The 19,814-nt window shown below is 47.0% G+C and carries 14 protein-coding genes; 10 read left to right on the forward strand and 4 right to left on the reverse strand.

The window, feature by feature from the left end; all coding sequences use genetic code 11:
• Window positions 1-9: 9 nt before the first annotated feature.
• Window positions 10-666 (reverse strand): hypothetical protein, encoded by a 657-nt coding sequence (locus AAAT93_RS03415; RefSeq protein ID WP_227572954.1) that lies wholly within the window; start codon window positions 664-666, stop codon window positions 10-12.
• 308 nt (window positions 667-974) lie between these two features.
• Here AAAT93_RS03415 and AAAT93_RS03420 point away from each other — a divergent pair, with 308 nt between their 5' ends.
• The 5 genes from AAAT93_RS03420 (at window position 975) to AAAT93_RS03440 (ending at window position 7,209) form a co-directional block, all read left to right on the forward strand.
• Window positions 975-2,579: a response regulator gene (locus AAAT93_RS03420; protein WP_227572955.1), complete on the forward strand. Its 1,605-nt coding sequence runs from the start codon at window positions 975-977 to the stop codon at window positions 2,577-2,579.
• Window positions 2,580-2,657: 78 nt separating this feature from the next.
• On the forward strand, window positions 2,658-4,499 hold the full coding sequence (locus tag AAAT93_RS03425; RefSeq protein WP_227573068.1) for a cache domain-containing sensor histidine kinase: 1,842 nt from the start codon (window positions 2,658-2,660) through the stop codon (window positions 4,497-4,499).
• Entirely contained in the window at window positions 4,486-5,460 is a 975-nt protein-coding gene (locus AAAT93_RS03430; RefSeq protein ID WP_227572956.1) for a substrate-binding domain-containing protein, read from the forward strand. The genes AAAT93_RS03425 and AAAT93_RS03430 overlap by 14 nt, the downstream gene beginning before the upstream one ends.
• Window positions 5,453-6,496: a galactose ABC transporter substrate-binding protein gene (locus AAAT93_RS03435; RefSeq protein ID WP_227572957.1), complete on the forward strand. Its 1,044-nt coding sequence runs from the start codon at window positions 5,453-5,455 to the stop codon at window positions 6,494-6,496. The genes AAAT93_RS03430 and AAAT93_RS03435 overlap by 8 nt, the downstream gene beginning before the upstream one ends.
• Before the next feature lie 20 nt (window positions 6,497-6,516).
• Window positions 6,517-7,209: a DUF6553 family protein gene (locus AAAT93_RS03440; RefSeq protein ID WP_331682226.1), complete on the forward strand. Its 693-nt coding sequence runs from the start codon at window positions 6,517-6,519 to the stop codon at window positions 7,207-7,209.
• Window positions 7,210-7,216: 7 nt separating this feature from the next.
• On the opposite strand, the gene AAAT93_RS03445 is transcribed toward AAAT93_RS03440, so the two are convergent.
• Entirely contained in the window at window positions 7,217-8,080 is an 864-nt protein-coding gene (locus AAAT93_RS03445) for an AraC family transcriptional regulator (RefSeq protein WP_021985026.1), read from the reverse strand.
• 246 nt (window positions 8,081-8,326) lie between these two features.
• Between AAAT93_RS03445 and AAAT93_RS03450 the strand changes: the two genes are divergently transcribed.
• Together AAAT93_RS03450 and AAAT93_RS03455 are read left to right on the forward strand one after the other, a co-directional pair.
• A complete protein-coding gene (locus AAAT93_RS03450; RefSeq protein WP_227572958.1) occupies window positions 8,327-11,365 on the forward strand; it encodes a glycoside hydrolase family 2 TIM barrel-domain containing protein in 3,039 nt (1,012 codons plus the stop codon).
• Between the two features lie 16 nt (window positions 11,366-11,381).
• Complete coding sequence (locus tag AAAT93_RS03455) at window positions 11,382-12,767, forward strand: MFS transporter (protein ID WP_117781470.1); 1,386 nt, start codon at window positions 11,382-11,384, stop codon at window positions 12,765-12,767.
• Window positions 12,768-12,842: 75 nt separating this feature from the next.
• On the opposite strand, the gene alr is transcribed toward AAAT93_RS03455, so the two are convergent.
• Window positions 12,843-14,000, reverse strand: coding sequence for an alanine racemase (alr, locus tag AAAT93_RS03460; protein WP_227572959.1), 1,158 nt, complete (start codon window positions 13,998-14,000; stop codon window positions 12,843-12,845).
• Between the two features lie 189 nt (window positions 14,001-14,189).
• Between alr and AAAT93_RS03465 the strand changes: the two genes are divergently transcribed.
• The 3 genes from AAAT93_RS03465 to AAAT93_RS03475 are packed head-to-tail and all read left to right on the forward strand — an operon-like array spanning window position 14,190 to window position 18,922.
• Entirely contained in the window at window positions 14,190-14,486 is a 297-nt protein-coding gene (locus AAAT93_RS03465) for a hypothetical protein (protein WP_021985030.1), read from the forward strand.
• A gap of 4 nt (window positions 14,487-14,490) precedes the next feature.
• On the forward strand, window positions 14,491-15,687 hold the full coding sequence (locus AAAT93_RS03470) for an exonuclease SbcCD subunit D (protein WP_227572961.1): 1,197 nt from the start codon (window positions 14,491-14,493) through the stop codon (window positions 15,685-15,687).
• Window positions 15,674-18,922, forward strand: a complete 3,249-nt coding sequence (locus AAAT93_RS03475; protein WP_227572962.1) for an AAA family ATPase — start codon at window positions 15,674-15,676, stop codon at window positions 18,920-18,922. The genes AAAT93_RS03470 and AAAT93_RS03475 overlap by 14 nt, the downstream gene beginning before the upstream one ends.
• Here the strand turns inward: AAAT93_RS03475 and AAAT93_RS03480 are convergent.
• Window positions 18,907-19,806 carry an aldose 1-epimerase family protein gene (locus AAAT93_RS03480; protein WP_227572963.1) on the reverse strand — a complete coding sequence of 300 codons (900 nt, stop codon included), beginning with the start codon at window positions 19,804-19,806 and terminating at the stop codon, window positions 18,907-18,909. The genes AAAT93_RS03475 and AAAT93_RS03480 overlap by 16 nt on opposite strands.
• Between the last annotated feature and the right edge of the window lie 8 nt (window positions 19,807-19,814).

The raw sequence follows: 19,814 nt of genomic DNA on the forward strand, positions 1-19,814 counted from the left end.
TAAAAGAAATCAAATAAAGTTGTAAATTGGAGAAGTCACCCGGTCAAGTGCACAAGGCATGGCTGGGTGACTTTTCCTATATGTATATAATGTCAAAACGCTTGGATATATGAATTGAAGCAAGCTGGTTGGAGCAAATTCCAGAAATAGGGGAAAATTCCCCAATGGAACAAGAGCAGGAAGCAAGCTGGTTGGGGCAAATTCCAGAAATAGGGGAAAATTCCCCCAATGGAACAAGAGCAGGAAGCAAGCTGGTTGGGGTAAATTCCTGAAATAGGGAAAATTCCCCAATGGAACAAGAGCAGGAAGCAAGCTAGTTGGAGTAAATTCCGGAAATAGGGAAAAATCCCCCAATTGAGCAGTAGCAGGAAGCAAGCTGGTTGGGGTAAATTCCTGAAATAGGGGAAAATTCCCCAATGGAACAAGAGCAGAAAGCAAGCTGGTTGGGGTAAATTCCTGAAATAGGGGAAAATTCCCCAATCGAACAGGACAAGGAAGCAAGCTGGTTGGAGTAAAAACTTGGAAATGAAGGAAACTCCCCCAATTGAGCAGGAGCAAGAAGCAACCAGCCAGATATTTAGGTATCTTTATAGTGATAACTTTGGTATAATAAGGACAATAAAACAACAAAGAACAATAAGAATTGCCGGGTAGTTCGGAAATCATTTGAATATGTGGATGATTGGTTTTTCTATGACTTCGTGAACATATACGATATGTTTGGAACTTAGAAGTACTTGATATTCTGCTTGATTTCAGCAATGTTTGAACACGATGTTCAAACAAGCCGCTGTTGAGACATGGATGTCGAATCAGCGGCGGTTGCGTGCGAGATGAATATTGGAATCAGAATATCGTAGTACTTCTTAGTTCCGATACATTGTATATGGAATGAAGTGATAGGAAAACCAATCCGACACATAAACTTACATTTTCCAAACCTACCCGGCAGGCGATAACAAGTGGGGTGCAACATGGAAAAATATAAAGTGCTTTTGGTGGATGACGAAGCAGAAGTCATCGAAGTAATTGAACAACGCATACAATGGGACGACCTTGGATTTACCGTCGTTGGAAACGCAACCAACGGAGTGAAAGCACTTGAACTGGTAGAGAAGCTTCAACCGGATGTCGTAATTACAGATATCAAGATGCCATATATGGATGGATTGGAGTTGTCCCGTCGTTTAAACCGGGACTTCCAGAATATTCACATCATTATTTTTACAGGGTTTGATGAGTTTGAATATGCAAAGGAAGCAGTGCATCTGGAGGTTGAGGAATATATGCTGAAACCGATAAATGCAACGGAACTGTCTGATTGCCTGAAACGTCTGAAGGACACACTGGACCGGGAACGGGAAGAAAAACTGAATGTAACACGTCTGGAGAATTATTTCAATGCAGCACTTCCGGTACTGCAGAATAACTTCTTTGTATCTCTCATTGAGGGACGGGTAACAGAAGAAAACTGCGGGAAATTTTTTGCCGCGTATCAGATTGATATGAAAGGACCATATTATGGATGCGCAGTTTTCCACACATCGGAACATCATGTGCCGGACGGCATGAATCCGCTGCTGCTTGCGATGTCTGTTGAACACGAGATCAAGGAACGGCTTGCGACAGAGTGGAAGAGCCGGGTATTCTCTTATCTTGGCAATACACTGATGCTGATAGAGCTTTCATCGGAGGACGCGATTGTGCAGTTTACGGATTCGTGTGACCGCTTCTGCAAATGGGCTTATCGTGTGATGGGGGCGGTGGTTACGGCAGGCATCGGTCGTGTATGCGACAATATGGCGAATATTAAAACGTCTTACGATGGTGCCAGAGAGGCAGTATCGTACAGGGTATTGTACGGGACGAAACGCGCAATCAATATTGCCGAGCTTGCACCGAAGGAACAGGAAACAACCTTGCAGCCGGAAGATACACGGATGCATGATTTGTTCAAAGCCATTCATCTGGGGCTAAAGGAAGAGATCGAGAAGGTCGTTGTAAACGAAATAGAAAAGCTGCACAGCAATGCACAGACGGTCAGTCAGTATAATCTTGCAATCATGGAGATGGTGGGAGCATTTTACCGGTTTTGTGCAAATAATTTTCTTGATTTTAATGATCATCTGCATGGAATCCAGAATCCTTACGAGACGATTCCGCAGATGGATGAGAGTACACTTACCGCATGGATGCAGGGAGTTTCCGTAGAGCTTGGGGAACAGCTGAAAAATGCCCGAAACAGTACATCGAGACGGCTTGTGACCGATGCGCAGAATCTTGTACGTGAGCGTTATATGGAGCCGGATTTGTCATTGGACACGATCTGCTCTGTGCTCGGAGTATCTAATTCGTATTTTTCTTCGGTCTTCAAGAAGGAGACAGGAAAAGCGTTTATTACGTATCTGACGGATTACCGGATGGATCATGCGGCAACACTGATACTGGAAACAAATGAGAAAAGCTATCAGATCGCTGAGCGAGTGGGATATTTGGATGCGAATTATTTCAGTTATGTATTCAAGAAACGATTTGGCGTGTCACCGTCGAAGTACCGGGCACAGCATACGAATCAGTAAGAAAAAAATAGGGGAAATGGATTGAAAACAAGAGAGATGGGAAAATTGCAAAAGAAGGAAAGCTGGCTTCAAAGGTGGATGAAAAAGCAGGGCTGGACACATCATAGAAGATTTATCGGACTGGGTATCCAGTCAATCATTATGGCGGTTCTTACTGCACTTACGTTGATTACGACAATTACAATTGGCCTGCTTCTGTATAATCGTTTTAAAATGGCGATGAAGCAGACGGCTGTGTCGAACGCAGAGAGTATGGTCGAAAGTACGGTGGATAAGCTGGATGCGGAATTGTTGAATGTCCGTCAGATAATGAATGCAGTGAATTACAATATCATTCAGGAAAATGATATCTCCAGTGATGAGTTTAACCGCCAGTTCAGCCTGCTTTATGAAATCAACACAGACAAGGTTCAAAGCATGGCTCTGTATGACAGCGATGGTGCACAGCTTGTGGCAGAGCCGGTTTCGGAACGCAAGAAGGGCGTAAAGGCATCTAAACAGGACTGGTATACAAATGCAGAGGAGGAGATTGAGAATGTGCATTTCTCCCTGCCGCATATTCAGAATCTGTTTGAGGATGGCACATACCGGTACTACTGGGTTATTTCCCTCAGCCGTTCCGTGGATATTAACGATGGGGAAAAACCGCGCAGCGGTGTACTGCTGGTAGATATGAAATATTCTGTGATATCCAATACGATGAAGCGGATCAATGAGTCCTCAAACGGTATTTATTATTACCTTTGCAGCCGGGATGGACAGATGATTTACCATCCGAGACGTGCAGATATTGACCGTGGATATTTTTCGGAAAACTGTGAGATGACATCGCAATTAGAAGACGGAACGTATGAGCTTTCGCTGAACGGTAGACCGGGAAATGTTGTTGTGAGTAGTGTGGCATATACCGGCTGGAAGCTGGTCGGTGTGATTCCGGAGCGTGTACAGACAGCAAATATCAACCGGTTCCGGTATTATATTATCACAGCCATTCTGATTTTGATGATGATGCTGCTCGAAGTAAACAGGATCATATCAAGAAAGATTTCGCGTCCAATCCTGCGGCTGAATGAGTCAGTCAAGGCATATGAGACAGGTGGGGATACGGATATCTATATTGGTGGTTCTTCAGAGATCCGGCATCTCGGATATTCGGTCAAGAAGTCCTATGAACAGATAGAGAATCTGATGCAGGAGATTATCCGGGAACAGACTGAACGCAGAAAGAGTGAGATGGATGCACTGCAAAGTCAGATTAATCCGCATTTCCTATATAATACGCTCGAATCGATTACATGGATGGTTGAGGCACAGAAGAATAAGGAAGCGGTTCTCATGATTTCGGAGCTTGCCAGACTGCTTCGAATCAGTCTGTCAAAGGGAAGAACCGTAATCCGGATCGCGGATGAGCTGCAGCACAGCCGGAGCTATATGAATATCCAGCTTGTGCGCTATAAAGAACGGTTCCGCGTGGAATTTGATATTGACGAGGAAGTCAATGATTACTGTACGGTCAAGCTCATCGTACAGCCGATCTTGGAAAATGCAATCTATTATGGGGTTGGAAATATGGACGAGGATGACGGCGGCATGATTACGGTACGCGGCGAGAAAAAGGGAGATGATATCTATCTCTCGGTCGAGGATAATGGCATGGGTATGAGTGAGGAGACAGTTGAAAATATCCTCAAGGATAACAATAAAGTACCAAAGCATGGTTCCGGGGTAGGACTTATCAATGTGCACAACCGGATCCAGTTGATGTTTGGTAACGAATATGGTCTTCTGGTTTACAGTGAGCCTGATGAAGGAACGAAGATCGTGATACACATACCGGCAATTCCGTTTACGGAGGAGAACCGGCAGCAGCTCGAGGCGCAGAGCTATAGAAATGGGAGGGCTACAGATGAAACGAGATAAATTAACATTTCTCATTGCAGAGCTTATTCTGATTGTCCTCGCAGCCTTCTTCATACATAAAATCTTCCAGGAGGATGTCGCTCAAAAGCGTGTAGCGGTTATCCTGCAGAATTCCGGTGACACCCGGTGGGAAGGTGTAATCAATGGATTAAAGCAGTCTGCGAAAACCAATAATCTGCATCTGATCATCTGTAATACGGATGATATTGTAAGCGCGCAGGACGAGCGGGAGCTGATCGAGGAACAGCTGGAAAACGATGTGGATGCATTTATCCTGTGTCCGGCACCGGGCACAGATACGAAGGATATGTTAGACTGGCTCGGCGAGCAGAAGAAGCCATTTGTACTTCTGACAGAAGATGTTTATATCGGTGAACAGCCAGAGGCAAGCGGGTATGCGACAGTCAAACCGGATAATTACCAGATTGGATACACACTTGGCACGCAGCTTATTACGCAGGACGAAGATGGGCTGAAAGGAAAAAGGATTGGCGTGATTGCCGGACGATCCAAGACGGAGGCAAGTGTGAATCGTATCCAGGGACTGAAGGACGCATTGGAGAAACAGGATTGCGAGATTGCATGGGAGTATAATGAAGAAAGTGACACGGATATCTGTGCGGTTGTTGATGCACAGGAGTCCGTCGATTATATGGTGGTAATGGATACGCAAGCCTTGGATACGCTGGGTGAACACGCGGAAAATGGTGTGTATAAGGATGCGAAGATCTTTGGCGTTGGTACGAGCATGAAATCGATTGCACTGCTCGATGTAGGACAGGTGCAGTGTCTGGTAATCCCGGATGGATACGGGATTGGTTATGAGAGTGTCGAGGAAATTGAAAAAGAACTGACACGGACATTTTACACGTTGAAGAGCCATGAGAAGGAAGTAAAAGTTATTTATAAAGAAGATTTGTTCTCGGATGAGATAGAAAGGTTTTTGTATTCGTATGAGTAGAAGAGACGTAAAGAAGAATATGATAGCATGGTTGTGCGTGTGGGTATTTTTGATTTCACTGACAGGCTGCGGAAAGCAGGACACAAAAGCCGATCATATGTTGCGTGTTGGTGTCGTGACATATACACCGGACGACCCGTTTATCAATGCAATGACAGATATAATAAAAAGTAATCTGAAAGCAAAAGAGAGCAATACGATGAAGGTAATCGTATCTGTAAGAAGCGGCGACAATGACCAGCAGGAGCAGGACGAGATCGTTGAGGAAATGATTGACGCCGGATGTGATGTTTTGTGCGTGAATCTGGTTGACCGGACAGCACCGTCGAATATCGTCCGTATGGCGCGGCAGAATGATATTCCGGTTATTTTCTTTAACCGGGAACCGGTGCAGGAGGATCTTCTTCAGTGGGATAAGCTTTTCTATGTTGGCTGTGATGCAGCACAGTCCGGTGAGATGCAGGGCGAGATCGCAGCGGAATATATTAAGAATCACCCGGAGGTCGATAAGAATGGCGATGGGAAGATCCAATATGTGCTTTTAGAAGGGGAAGCCGGACATCAGGATGCAATCAGCCGGACAGACCTATCGGTTAAGACGATGATTGAGAATGAAATAGAACTGGAAAAACTCAGTTATCAGTTTGCAGACTGGAACCGCGCACAGGCGGAAAACCGGGTGAGTCAGTTGATCGATCAGTATGGTTCTGAGATTGAGTTGATTTTATCGAACAATGATGAGATGGCGCTGGGGGCTGTTGAGGCGTACAAAAATGCCAGCTACAGGCAGGCGGAGCGGCCGATTATTTTCGGCATTGATGGTCTGACCGATGCATTGGAGGCAGTGGAACATGGTACGATGCAGGGAACGGTCTATAACGATAAGGAAGATCAGGCGAGGATGATCGCACTTTTGACGGTCGCATTGTTTCAGGGAAGCGATATCGAAGGGTATGGTCTGGAGGATGACATCTATTATATGTCACAATATCGTAAGGTAGACGCGGACAACGTCGATACATTCCTTGGAAAGTAAGGAAGGCTGCAACTGGAATTATGCAGAAAATGAATGTACAGATGAATGAATGGATGGCAGATGCTGATCGGCAGTATAAAAAGAAACGGAGAACAGATATGCAGGAGACATGGTTAGAGCAATTTTATAACGAAATGGACGCGGAGAAGCGGCTGGACATATTGAATACGAATGCAGATAAAACTGTGAACGCAAGTGAAATGGCAAATCATTCCGCAGAAAATCCGGAAGAAGTGGATGTGGCGTTTATAAAGAAACTCTGGGTGGCGCGTTACGGAAAGCGCAAACCGAAGACCGATGCATTCGTCGGGTATCTGATGCAGCTCAAATACATTGCGGAGAGCGGGGCAAATGATATCGGTGGACAGAAGCGCAAGCAGGCAGTTGAGACCGTCTCCGGATTGTGCCTGTTTGATGCAGACAAGCGGCCGGAAGTCGAACAGGAAATCCTGCTGTCTGAGATGACGCATGCATTCCGGAAGTTTATTGATGTAAGCAGAAACGGCAGAGGGTTTACGTCGATCGTTTTCGGTATGGGGCAGTTATCCGATGAGGGTGTGGCGAAGAAAATCGCAGAACAGATCAGCGCGATTGCATTTACGGCGCCGCACATGCTGCATATGGAGAAGGAATTCGCATTGCTGCAGGAGGCCGCGAAGCGGGCATTCCGGGCGGAATACCCGAACCGGGAGCATTTCCTGAAGAAATTGTAATCTGATATTAGGCAAGGGGTTGTCTCTTTCTGTATTGGGAAGGAGAGACTCCTTTTTGTTTGCGGAATAACCGGCTGAAATAAAGCTGGTCATCGTAACCGACGATCTTCGCAATCTCGTAGATGGAATAATTGGTCTGTTCCAGAAGAATCTGCGCATTGTTGACGCGCAACGATACGATAAACTGCATCGGTGTCATGCCGGTGTATTTCTTGAAGTTCCGGATAAACCAGCTCACACTCATGCCCCTGGTCTGGGCGTAGTTTTCAATACTGATATCCTGATTGTAATTCTCGTTGAAATAGGTAACAGCACTGTGCATCTCCCGATCCAGATATTCGTTTTTCAGGATGTGCTCGCACGTAAGTTCACGCTGAAATACAATAAGCAGATGACGAAGCAGCAGGGCAAGCATTTCCTCGTAGTGTTCCTGACATCGCTGTAATTCCTGAATAATCTGTTTGAAAATCTGTTCATATTCGAGAGAGGAACCGACCGGAAATACTCTCTGGTTATCTTGCAGACCATAGCTTCGCAGGATGTTTTTTACATCGGAACCTGTGAAGTGAATCCAGTACACTTCAGTTTTATCTTCTCCATAATATTCATATTTCTGTAATTCTTTTGGACGAAACAACACCATGTTTCCGGCAGGGACGATCGTCTCATTTTCCGGTTTATCGAAATGAAAATGTCCAAGTCCGGATGCGATATAGATTATCTGATAATCCAGGCGTCCCTTTGGGCGGTAGGTCGGCATCCTCGGATCGCCGCTCAGACGATAGATGCCGCAGCTTCCGACGACGAGCGGGCGGCTTTTGTCCTTGAAATCCAGATGGGAATGATTTAAGTAACCGGTATTGATATACATAGGGACACCTCCTATTGCTCATTGTATCATGTCGCCTGCGGCTCCATGTTTGCATTCGCATTATGCTGGTATGTGCAAGCACATCCCATCGCAATGCTCATTGTATCATTTCGTCCATATTTTGTCCATTCCTGTTCATAGACTTTTTATACGGAAATCAGTATTATAATATCAGACAATACGAAAAGACAGAAAAATGAGCGGTTCATTTAAAACAAAAAAATACATATACAAGGAGGACGATTTATGATTATACCACGTTATTATGAAGATTTGGATTTCTTACATGAACATACGATGCCGCCAAGAGCGTATTATATACCAGCTTCCCACCGAATGGAGGATCTGGTGGAGCATCGGGAGGCATCCGACCGCGTACAGATGTTAAACGGCATGTGGAAATTCCGGTATTTTGAGAGCATCTATGATGTGAGGGATGCATTTTATGAGAGCGGTTATGATACGTCGGATTTTGATGAGATTCCCGTGCCTGGTGTCTGGCAGATGGCAGGCTATGACACGCATCAGTACACGAATTTCCGCTATCCATTTCCGTTTGATCCGCCGTATGTGCCGCAGGATATTCCGTGTGGTGCGTATGTGCATACGTTTTCTTATGCGAAGGATGAGAAGGCTCCGAAGGTGTACCTGAACTTTGAGGGCGTGGATAGCTGCTTTTATGTATGGGTGAATGGCACCTATACCGGATACAGTCAGGTGTCCCATGCAACGAGCGAGTTCGATGTGACAGACGTGATAGAAGAGGGCGAGAATACGATTGCCGTACTTGTCTTGAAATGGTGCGATGGTTCGTATCTCGAAGATCAGGATAAGTTCCGGATGAGCGGTATCTTCCGGGATGTCTATCTTCTGAAGCGGCCGGAAAAGGCGGTGCAGGATTATCGGATCACGACGGAAATCACGGAAGCGTGTGCGAAAATTACATTGGATATCAGCTACTATCAGGAGACTCCGGTTACCGTATCCGTGGAGGATGCGGCAGGAAATGTGGTTGCACAGACGGAAATCAGCAAGGCTGGAACTGTGACATTGGAAATTGCAAACCCGGAGCTTTGGAATACGGAACATCCGTATTTATACACGCTTATCCTGCAAAATGCGGATGAGACAATCGAGGATGCAATCGCTTTGCGCACGGTAGCAATACAGGAGCGGGTGTTATATTTCAATGGACAGGCAATCAAGCTGCGCGGTGTGAACCGGCATGACTCGGATCCGGTCACAGGATTTACAGTTGATGTTGCAAAGATCAGGAAAGATCTTGTCTTGATGAAAGAGCACAATTTCAATGCGATTCGTTCGAGTCATTATCCGAATGCACCGTATTTTTATCAGATGTGCGACCGATATGGATTCCTCGTGTGCGATGAGGCAGATATCGAGGCACATGGACCATTTATGCTGTACCGCAAGGAGGATACAGACTACAACCGCTTCAAAAAATGGAACGAGAAGATTGCAGATGATCCGGCATGGGAGCAGGCGATTCTCGATCGCGTGAAGCGTATGGTTGCGAGGGATAAAAACCGTTTCTGTATCATTTTCTGGTCGATGGGAAATGAGAGCGCCTATGGATGCAATTTTGAAAAGGCGCTTGCGTGGACAAAGAAATACGATCCGTCCCGTATCACGCAGTATGAGAGTGCGCGGTATCGGAATTACGATGTGACGTATGATTACTCAAATCTTGACCTGTACAGCCGGATGTACCCGGCACTTTCCGAGATTGAAGAGTATCTCGAGAAGGATGGCAGCAAACCGTTTCTGCTTGTGGAATATTGCCATAGCATGGGGAACGGGCCCGGCGATCTGGAGGATTATTTCCAGATAATCCAGAAGGATGCACGGATGTGTGGCGGATTCGTCTGGGAGTGGTGCGATCATGCGATTGCGCACGGACAGGCGGAAAATGGAAAGACGAAATATTATTATGGCGGCGATCACGGCGAGACAATCCATGATGGAAATTTCTGTATGGATGGACTGGTGTACCCGGATCGTACACCACATACAGGATTGCTTGAATATAAGAATGTGTACCGTCCGGTGCGTGTTGTATCTTATGATGAGAAGACCGGCAGACTTGTGTTGCATAACTATATGGATTTTGATGATATAAGCGACTATGCAGACATCTTGTATGAAATAACTGTGGATGGTCTGTGCGTGCAAAAGGGTGTGCTGGATGAGGTATCAATCGCACCGCACAGCGACGGTGTGATGACGCTCAAGTTGGACATTCCGCAGAGCGGCAAGGTGTATCTGAAGCTCCGGTATCAGTTGAAAAAAGAACTTCCATTGCTTCCGGCAAAGCATGAATTAGGATTTGATGAGGTGCTGCTTGCCAATGTCGATGGCAGAAACCAGACGGCAGTCAAATGGCTGGCAGAAGCGGAAGAGAAAAATGAGATCAGCGTCAGCGAAACCGATACAGAGATTACATTAAAGGCGAGCGATTTCACCTATGCGATTAGCAAGAAAACCGGACTTTTTACGAAGCTTCAATATGCAGGACGGGACTATCTGAACCATCCGATGGAACTGAACATCTGGCGGGCACCGACGGATAATGATATGTATATCCGCGCAAAATGGGAAAGCGCACATTTTCACGAGGCGTACACAAGAGCGTATAAGGTGGAGACAATTCAGAACCAGTACGGCGTGATTGTGATGAGTCATGTCGGCGTTGTAGCACCAACGGTACAGAAGATTCTGGATGTCGAGCTCGTGTGGAAGGTGGAAAGTTCAGGAAGAATTACCGCATCCATGGAGGTAAGCAAGGATGCAGAGTTCCCAGAACTTCCGAGATTCGGTGTGCGTGTATTCTTCAACAAGAATCTTTCTGAGGCTTCGTATTATGGCATGGGACCGCAGGAGAGCTACCGTGACAAGCACAGAGCTGCGAGTCATGGATTGTATCGCAGTGCGGTGAAGGATCTGCATGAGGACTACATTATGCCACAGGAAAATGGCAGTCATTTCGATTGTGATTATGTCGAACTGTACAACGGCCGGTATGGAATCGCGGCAGTGTCTGAGACACCATTTTCATTTCAGGCGTCAAACTACACACAGGAAATGCTGGCACAGGCAAAACACAATTATGAATTGGAAGAATCGGACAGTACGGTATTATGTATTGATTATGCGTTAAATGGCATTGGCTCCAACAGCTGTGGACCGGAGGTGCTTGCGGCATATCGATTCGATGAGAAGGAATTTCAGTTTGGGTTTACACTTGTTCCGTATGTGAAGGGATGATATGAGGAGAAAAGCTATGGAAGAGAAAAAATATTTAAAATGGTATAACAAGGTGGGCTACGGTTCCGGCGATATCGCCGGAAATGTAGTGTATGCATTTTTGACATCGTTTGTCATGATCTATCTGACCGAGACGGTTGGGCTTGCGTCCGGAATAGTTGGAACTTTGATCGCATTTTCGAAGTTGCTGGATGGATTTACAGATGTTTTCTTTGGTTCACTGATCGACAAGACACACAGCAAGCTTGGGAAAGCACGTCCGTGGATGCTGTATGGATATATCGGTTGCGCAGTCACGCTGGTTGCATGCTTTGCGGTACCGACAAGCCTTGGCAAGACAGCACAGTATACGTGGTTCTTTCTGGCATACACACTGTTAAATGGCATTTTTTACACGGCAAATAACATCGCGTATTCGGCACTTACATCGCTGATTACGAAGAACAGCAAGGAACGTGTACAGATGGGTTCTTACCGGTTTATCTTCGCATTTTCGACAAGTTTACTGATCCAGTCGATTACCGTAGGATTTGTTGACCGCTGTGGTGGTGATGCGGCGGCATGGAGACTGGTTGCCATTATCTATGCGGTTATTGGACTGGTGGTAAATACGATCTCCTGTCTTTCCGTGAAGGAGCTTTCAGAGGAAGAGCTGAACGAGGGTAAAACGCAGGATAATGAAGAAAAGTATGGACTGATTCGGGCGTTCAAGCTGCTTGTGAAGAACAAATATTACATGATGATCTGTGGAACATATATTTTACAGCAGTTGTACAGTGCGATGATCGGTGCTGGCTTGTTTTATATGACATGGGTGCTCAAAAATAAAAACCTTTTCGGATGGTTTGCATGGGCGGTCAATATTCCTCTGATTGTTGCGTTGATCTTCACACCGACATTGGTAGGAAAATGGAAGGGCATGTATAAACTGAATATGCGAGGCTATATGCTTGCTGTAATTGGCAGGGCACTGGTTGTCGTGGCAGGTTATATCGGCAATGTGCCATTGATGCTTGTATTTACAGCTGTTGCTGCGCTCGGTCAGGGACCGTGGCAGGGCGATATGAATGCCATGATCGCATCCTGTTCGGAATACACCTATCTCACACAGGGAAAGCATGTCGATGGAACGATGTATTCCTGCACGTCATTGGGCGTGAAGATTGGTGGCGGTATCGGAACTGCGGTTGTTGGATGGTTGATGGAATTGAGCGGCTATGTTGGCAAAAATACGACACAGCCGCAGTCTGCATTGGATATGATGCAGTTTATGTACTTGTGGCTGCCGTTGATCTTCGATGTATTGATTCTGGTTATTCTTTCCAAGATGAATGTGGAAGCAGAAAACGAGCGGATAAAATTGCAGCGGGGTATTGGTTCGGATATCCGTCATGAGATATAGGAAGCTGGAACGCAAACAAAAAGCTGGGACAAAAATCCCAGCTTTTTATGCTTATGTAATTACTTGCGCAACAATTTACCCACGCAACAGCAATTCTTTCTCGATCATCTTTCCATTCCGGTAGTAGAATCTTGGAACTCGCTTGCTGACGGCACAGGTTAATTCGTATGGAATCGTGTTTGCCAGAGCTGCCATAACGTTGATGGAATTCTTCTTTCCGAAGATTTCAATCTCGCTTCCGACATCGATTTGCATCTTGTCAGTCAGATCAATCATACACATGTCCATGCAGATCTTTCCGCGCTGTGGAACTGGACCTTCGTCCGACATTAGCGTGCAGCGATTGGACAGGGCACGGAAGAATCCATCGGCATAGCCGTAAGGGATGACGCCCATACGCGTTGTCTTGTCCGTTACATAGATGCCGCCGTAGCTGATTGCGGTACCGGCTGGATAGGTCTTGATCGTGCTGACAGTTGTCTTCAAACTCATAACTGGCTCAAGTCCAAGTTCGTCTGCGAATTCTCCATAGCCGTATAACAAAAGTCCCGGTCTTACCATATCGAGCCATGTTTCTGGGTAGCGTGCAACCGCACCGGTATTGGCACAGTGGCGGATGGCGAACCGTCTGCCGAGCTTTTCCTCGACGTTTTTGATCACGTCAGTAAATAATTGGAACTGATGCTCCGTGTAGGCTTTGCATGCATCGCCTGGCTCATCCGAGACAGCAAAATGTGTAAAGATACCTTCGGCGTAAAGCCCCGGAAGCGAGCAGCCCTCACAGATACCTTCCACACCAGTATCAAAATAATCCCCGTCGCACAGATATCCCAGACGGGACATTCCAGTGTCAACCTTGATATGAATCTTCAATGTGCCACCGCATTTCACGGCTTCTTCGCTGTATTCAAGTGCCTTTGCTTTACAGGTGACAGCCTGTGTGATGTTGTACTCAATCAGGCGGCTGACCTGCTCCTTTGGCGTATGTCCAAGAATCAGAATCGGCATGGTAATGTCATTTAAGCGAAGCTCAATCGCTTCGTCGATGCTGCTGACCGCCAGATAATCAGCACCAAGCTCCTGCAGCAGGCGGCTGACCTGTACGGAGCCATGTCCGTAGGCATCTGCCTTGACAACGCCTAAAAATTTGACATTTGCGCCAATGCGGTCACGCAATGTTTTATAGTTATGAGCAAGGGCATCCAAGTCGATTTCAGCCCATGTTCGTTTCAATGTGGAATCCATCTTTCGCACCTCGATTATGCAATATTTTTATACCTATTCTAGCACAAACCGACGAGAGATTCCATAGATGGATGCAGGAAAATGAATCAGTTTCTTTTTTGTTTAGAAAATATGCTTCCGTATGCTATAATGATAAAAGTATAATTTATAAGTACGAAACATATGGGAGGAATACGCGTGATTACAGGCGATGTGATATTTGATTTACCATTTTATAATGCAAAAGGAATTCTGACGGGGGGCGATATTTATGGACCGCGGTACCGGATCGCAAAGCTCACGGTCGAGCATGAACCCGTGGAGGAAGGTGGCGAGACGACTTCCGAGAATTTCTTTGAAGTGTGTATATGGCATGCAAGTACCTGCTATGAGAAGACACCGGAGGAGCAGATCACAAGGAAAACATTTCCGTTTGATGCAGAGGGAAGGGAAGCTGTGCTTGCATGGTTGAATGAACAGATACCGGAGAGGTGAGAGTATGAAGTTTTTACATTTGGCAGATTTACATCTGGGAAAAACATTGGGGGATTTTGATCTGAAGGATGACCAGCGGTACATCCTGCAGCAGATTTTGGAAATTGCAGAGACAAAGCAGGTCGATGCGGTTCTGATTGCCGGAGATGTGTTTGACAAGACGGTACCAAGTGAAGGGGCGGTGCAGATCTTGGACGAATTTATCCGTGAGTTGTTTGAACGGCATTTGCAGGTCTATATGATCAGCGGAAACCATGATTCGGACGAGCGGCTGAATTTTGGAAGCAGCTTGTTTGAGGCAAATGATGTGCATATCGCTGCCAAATATCAGGGGAAATTATTTCATCATGTGATAGAGGATGCTTATGGAGCCGTACATATCTATCAGCTCCCGTTCGTGAAAGCATCGCAGGTGAAGCGTGCGTTCCCGGAGGCAAAGATCGAGACGTATGAGGATGCGGTGCGGGAGGTACTGGCACACGCAGAGATCAATCAGAAGCAGAGAAATATTTTAGTGGCGCATCAGTTTGTATCAGGAAAGGGCAAAGATCCAACACTGGGCGGTTCTGAGGGTGCATTGACGCAGCATGTTGGAACGGTAGAGAAAATCGGGTATGACTGTTTCGATGCATTTCGTTATGTGGCACTTGGACATATCCATTCCTCGCAGAGTGTCGGCAGAGAGGAAGTGCGGTATGCTGGTTCCCCGCTCAAATATTCTCTGTCAGAGGCTGGTCCGGTGAAGCAGATTCCGGGCGGCGTGCGCGAGCGGGATGGAGCAAAGCAGGTGCCAATCGTGACAGTGGATGGAGAAGGACAGGTGACGATCGAGCTGGAGAAGCTCGTTCCGCTGCGGGATCTCATTCATATCCGGGGAACATTTACAGAGATTGTAAAGGAAGAAAATCAAATCGAACATACAGAAGATTTTGTTTATGTAACGCTGACGGATGAGGACATTGTCCCGGATGCAATGCGGATCATGCGACAATATTATCCGAACACGATAAAGCTGGATTATGATAATTCCCGTACGCGAGAACTTTCCCATGTGGATGCGGTACAGGCAACACAGAGCCGGTCATATGAGGAACTGATCGGTGATTTTTATAAGCAGATGTATGGCGCCCAGATCAGCGAAGAGGAAATGGATATGATGAAGGACGTTGCGAAGGAGGTGGGAATCTATGAAGCCGACTAAATTGGTAATGCAGGCGTTTGGGGCGTATGCAGAGCAGACGGAGATTGATTTTACCCAATTTGAGGAGAAAGGTCTGTTCCTGATTTGTGGAGATACAGGTGCAGGAAAAACAACGATCTTTGATGCGATCAGCTATGCGCTTTATGGGGAAGCGAGCGGAAGCTATCGCGATACGAAGAATCTGAAAAGCGAGTACGTGGATAAGAAGGTGGAAAGCTTTGTCGATTTTTATTTTACGCATCAGGGCAAGGACTATCATGTGTGCAGAAAACCGAGCTTTAAGTATACCAACCGAAATGGTAAGCCGGATGAGCAGGCGGAAAAGGTGATCTTTTATCAGCCGGATGGAACAACGCTCGAAGGTGCGAAAAACGTTGATGGAACGAAAGAGAAGCCAGGTGCGATACCTCAGCTTCTGAATATGGATGCCGGACAGTTTATGCAGGTTGCGATGATCGCGCAGGGAGAATTCTGGAAGCTGTTAAATGCGAAGACGAACGAGCGGACGGAAATTCTGCGTACGATCTTTCAGACCGATGCCTATAAGAAACTGGAACTGAAACTGAAAAATCGAATGGATGTAAGTTTTGCCGCGCGCAAGGAAAAGGAGCAGAGCATCTCCCAGTCGTTCCGTGAGGTAAAGGTGGAGCCAGCGGAGATTTCAGAAGGGATATCTGGAATTTTGACAGAGGACTTGGCGGAGGATTCGGAAGAACAACCGCGGTCGGTGGTACAGCGTATCTGTGACTTGCAGGAGAAGCTGCAGGATAGCAAATCGGTATGGAATATTGAAGAGATGCTTACGTTGCTGCAGGCGATCATCGGGGAAGATACAGAAAAAGCAAAGCAAAAAGAAACTGTGCTTGTACAGGCGGAAGAAGAATTACAGAAGTTACAGGGCACACTCGTATCGGCAAAGGATAACAATGCAATTTTAGAGCGGTATGCACGGACGAAGGAAGAGCGGGAAGTATTAGAATCACAAAAGGGATTATTTGAAGAACGAAGAATACAGCTTGATCGCACGAAGCAGGCAACCTATAAAGTAAAGCCGGAGTACGATGCATGGAGTGCCAAGGAACATGAATGGGAGCGGACAAAGCAGCTGATCACAGATGGCGCGCAGACGCTTGCGGATTGTCAGACACGTGCCGGGATGGCAGATGCAAAAGTGAAAGAGACGGAGGCTTTACGACCAGAAGCGGAGCAATGCCAGAAGATCGTGGATAAGGTGCGCGAGGAAGAACCACGTTACAAAGAGCGGGAAATGCTACAACACGAACTTGGACAAATCCAGTTGCAGCTTGCCGCACAGGAACAGCAGGAAGTCGAACTTGGAACAGCGGAACAGACGTTACAGAAGCGGATTGGAGAGCTGCAGGAGCAGCAGGCAATGTGGAAGGAAGAGCCACAGCAACTTGCGCAGGCACAGGCGGCGCATGATAAACTGCTGGACAGCCAGAAAAAGACAGAATCCATTGCGAAGAATCTGATTCCTGCATGGAGACGGAAGCAGCAGGAGTTAGAGGAAGCACAGAGTGAATATCGGAAAAAGCAGGATGCGTATGAGTCTGCGAAGGAAGCATTTACCCATGCAGACAGACTTTATCGGGCGAATCTGGTAGGAATTCTGGCAAGTGATCTGGCAGAGGGCGAACCGTGTCCGGTGTGTGGAGCCACGCATCATGAGAAGCTCGCGACGCTGGTTGAGGCATCTGTGACGGAGGAACAATGCAAAGAATTAAAGGCAGTGGAAGAGAAAAAACTGGATGCTTTTAATCAGGCAACTGCCAGCGCTTCGTCTTTGCGAGCAGATGTACAGGCAAAGGGGCAGCAGATAAAAGAGGAGATACGGGGATACATGACACCTGAGTTTATCGGTGGTGTTGAGGCATTAGAGGAATTGATTGTAAGCTTCGAGAGACAGCGGGAAAAGCTGGTGAATACTGTTGCGCAAAGCAGAGAGCGGCTGGATACATTACAGCAAAACTGTGAGAAGCTGCGCGAGGTGGAAGCTATGCTTGCACGTGCACAAGGGACAGAGATGGCGCGGCTTGCAGAGCAGCGAAAGTCGCTTGTAGAGGAGCGACAATCGCTCATTGCGAAGCAGGCTGCTTCACAGGCGACCTTAGCAGCATTACAGACATTATCGTATCCGGATTGGGAAGCCGCCATGCAGGCGGGGAATCATGCACTGGCACGTGTGAATGAGATTCAGACAGCACTTGATACAGCAGCGAAAGAAAAGAAATCCGCAGATGAGGCGGTAGCACGTGTACAGGCGTCCATAGCAACGCAGAAGCAGGCACTCGAACAGCAAAAGTCCGATGCGCAGATGTTAAAACAGCGATTAAATGAGAAGCTGACGGCATGCCAGTTTGCATCGGTAGAGGAAATGCAGGCGCAGGTGGCAACAGATGCAGAGATACATGCGGAGGAAGCGAAACTGGCAGATTATGACAAAAAGGTAACGGAGGTTGCCGCCAGACTGTCACAGTTAGAACAGGAGCAGGATGCCAGACATCGGACGCTGGTTGATCTCGAACAGTTACAGCAGGAGCATACAAGCAAACGTGTACAGGTGGAAACACTTCGGACGGCTTTGCAGGCGATTACATTCCGTATCCAGAATAACTGCGAGAAACAACAGAATATCCGTGCACAGCAGGTGGCATACGAGAAAGCAAAGAAGGAAAATGATACGAGCTATCGGTTGTACACGCTTGTATCCGGGCAGACAAGAAACGGAAAGATTACGTTTGAGCAGTATATTCAGGCAGCAGGCTTTGACAGCATTCTTCAGGCTGCAAACCGGCATCTGCTTCCGATGAGTGACAACCAGTTTCAGTTGTACCGGCAGACGAATGCAGTTGGAAAACAGACCAATACATTTCTGGATCTGGAGGTGCTGGATATCAGCACAGGAAAACGCCGCCCGGTTGGAAATCTGTCAGGCGGCGAAAGTTTTAAAGCATCGTTATCTCTAGCGCTTGGCTTGTCGGATACAATTGCGGAAAATCGAGGCGGTATCCAGATGGATGCACTGTTTGTCGATGAGGGCTTTGGTACGTTGGATTCGAAGTCGCTGGAGGAGACAAAGGATGCGTTACTCAGCATGTCAGGAGAAAATAAGCTGGTCGGCATCATCAGCCACCGGGATGAACTGATGGATATTCCACAGAAGCTGCGCGTCACAAAAGGCAGAGGCGGCAGCCGGATTCAGATGGAACTGTGAAACTCGATCGTGTAAGTGTGCACGGCTTCGGCGTTTGCGATAAGCTTCTGCTCGCCCGGTTTCTCAGCCAGATCTCCGGTGAAATCCATGTTATCGGTGCGACCGAGCCAAGGCTCTAAGCAGACGTATGGACCATCCGGTTTTGACCAGATTCCGACATATGGGAAGTCCGTGCAGGTAAGCGTGACAAATGGCTTCTTGTCCGCATCGACGAGTACGACACTTGGAAGCTGTCCGTCCTCGAAGACCAGCGCGTCCTTGTCAAACAACGTATCTGTAACAGGAACGTAGGCGTTACCGGCGTCGTTGAATGGATAACTCTTGCTCGTATCGGCAAGTCCGGAACCGGCTGCATCGAGCAGGAGATAGTGTCGTGGATTTGCATCCGGCAGGGCGATGGAATATTCGCTCCGCGCATGTCCCGGCGCAATCTGGAATCCCGGATGTCCGCCGATGGAATATAACATTTCATCGGAACCAAGATTTTTCACTGCCCATGTGACGTGCAGGAGACGAGGATTTTCTGCATCGAAGCGGTGTGTGATTAGCAGTTCGAATTCAAATGGATAGATCTCCAGTGTCTCGTCCGAATACACAAGCTTGTGTGTGATTGAATCCGTGGTTTCCTCGATGCAGGTAAATTCCGCATCGCGCGCAAATCCATGCTGTGTCTTCATGGCGTATGTATTTCCGTTGTAATGATAGGCACCGTCCTTCACCTTTCCGACAAATGGAAACAGCACCGGAGCATGACGGTTCCAGACTGCTGGATCGGCGCACCAGATCCGCTCGAAATCCTGTGCCTTATCGTAGACGCTTGTAAGCTCGGCACCGTGGTCGGATACCGTGACTTTTAAATAATCATTTTCGATCGTATGTAACATGTGTGATA

The sequence above is a fragment of the Coprococcus hominis (ex Arizal et al. 2022) genome, assembly GCF_040094675.1.
GTDB lineage: Bacteria > Bacillota > Clostridia > Lachnospirales > Lachnospiraceae > Coprococcus_C > Coprococcus_C hominis.